Annotated in this window: 1 protein-coding gene and 2 pseudogenes; 2 read left to right on the top strand and 1 reads right to left on the bottom strand. The window is 35.0% G+C overall.

What is annotated here, in order from left to right; translation table 11 throughout:
• Positions 1–434: IS30 family transposase (locus AKK44_RS08175; protein ID WP_152911091.1), on the top strand; the 434-nt coding region annotated here is incomplete at its 5' end.
• A 330-nt stretch (positions 435–764) separates the two neighbouring features.
• Positions 765–1,217, top strand: a pseudogene (locus AKK44_RS08170) (IS982 family transposase); the annotation flags it as partial.
• 201 nt (positions 1,218–1,418) lie between these two features.
• Here the strand turns inward: AKK44_RS08170 and AKK44_RS09295 are convergent.
• Positions 1,419–1,809 (bottom strand): annotated as a pseudogene (locus AKK44_RS09295) (IS3-like element ISLgar1 family transposase); the annotation flags it as partial.
• Positions 1,810–2,017 lie beyond the last annotated feature (208 nt).

Raw genomic sequence — 2,017 nt, 5'->3', positions numbered from 1 at the left:
AAATTGACTCGGTACTTGGATTAAAGACTGCTGGAGAACCTTCTATCTTGACTTTGATTGAGCGACAAACCAGATATGCCCTGACGATTAAACTTCCTGAAAAGAAAGCTGAGTACGTTAATCAGGCTATTTTAGATGATATGAAAGACTATCCTATCAAGTCTATAACCGCTGATAATGGGAGTGAGTTCGCTTTACTAAGTGAACTAGAGGGTGTCGATATCTATTTTGCTCATGCTTATACCTCTCACGAGCGTGGAACTAATGAACACTTCAATGGCTTACTGAGGGAGTTCGTTCCCAAAGAGGTCTCGCTAAAAGAGCTGACTCTAACTGAACTGGAAACTTACAACCAAGCCATCAATGATAGGCTAAGAAGAATACATGGCTATCAATCTGCTAAAAAACGGTTTGAGCTAGCTCAAACCGCATAAAACACGTTGACTTAGTCAGATAACAATTGTTGCACTTGACTTGACAATTGAGGATTTTTTAAATATTTTAGTATCTGTTTCTATTTTTTGTTTTTTAGCAACTGATAAATCTTGACAAGTAAAGACAGTGAAACAGTCTTTATATTAACGTCAAACTAAAAAGACTTAATCCTGTACCATGCAGGACTAAGTCTGTTATAAAATATTTGGTTTAACCTTATTTGGGTTAGTGATGATGATTTATTAAGAAATTCTCGCTATTTTTAAATATAATAATTTTTCGCGTCAAACGAAGAGAAATCCTGATTACATATGTAAAAGAAGAGATTAAAACTCTTTTTTTGGTTAGTTCAAGTCATTAGACAAGCAATGAATACTCAGTTCTTCCCTGATTCTATTGTGATTATAGATAGCTTTCCCTTGCCACTTTGTCAACCTGTCCGTAACTATAGAACACGTATTTTTAATGATTTGACAGACATTGGTTACAATGCTTCTAAACATCTTTGGTTCTATGGATTCAAAGTACATATGCTGGTCACTTTATCAGGCTATATTCTGAATGATGTTGTGACTCCTGCCTCAGTACACGATATTAGAGCAGTTGATGACTTACTAGAAAATTGCCAGCAACATTATATTTTAGCTGATTTAGGGTATCTTAGTTATGAACTTAGAAATCATTAAAAACAGAAAGGCTGTCATCTTTGGACCCCCTTACGTCAAAACATGGCAGGGGCTAAACAACATAATCATTGGCAACTAATGGCAATGAGACGGACCAAGAAATAACTGTGTCACCAGGATTGCAATCTATACTGAGCCTAATCCAGAATAAAAGACTGGTCTTCCCCAAGCTTACAATAGACAACAGGACTCCTACCAAGGCTAACCCTATCATATAGACATATCAAGTAAAGTAAGTTTCTATTTTCGTTAGTGTAACCGTTTCACTCTAAGGTATTCATCCTCATATTGGAGTCACTCTAACTCAGTCATTTCCTCGAGTTTCTTCTTTGGATGACGCCCCATCTTTCTTGCCCTCCCTCTTGTTTTCTCAACAATAGTATACCCATTTTTCTTGTATTGTGCTATCCAATTAGAAAGCATGCCATAGCTTGGGGGACCATAGTCCAATTGCCTTGATAGATCTATTTTCTAGTAAAACCCTATCAATCATTTCTTTTTTTAGTTCAGAGGAATAGTAGTTATTTTTTCTTTTTCTAACACTCTAAACACCATACCTATCCATAAGCTTTATCAGGTACTGGAGATTGGAAGGACTAACATCGTATGTTTCACTAATCTGAGACCAGGTCATACCATTCCTTCTTAGTTCATATATCTCTAGTTTATTTTCACAAGTCGATTTCATCAAAAAAACACCCCAATCGTTAGATTTTGTGTCTAACTTTTGGGGTGCGGCTCATTCCTTAGGTTTTTTTTATTTTTAAGGCATTATTTTAAATTATAATATTATATTTAAACGAAATATACAATAACAACAAAACAAGTATTATGGATAGTATCCAGATTAAAATCCATTGCTTTCTTGTAAATTTATTTTTTTTAGTGGTTTCTAC

The sequence above is a fragment of the Streptococcus phocae genome (genome assembly GCF_001302265.1).
Taxonomy (GTDB): Bacteria; Bacillota; Bacilli; order Lactobacillales; family Streptococcaceae; genus Streptococcus; species Streptococcus phocae.
This window is presented reverse-complemented; position numbering and strand designations above follow the sequence as displayed.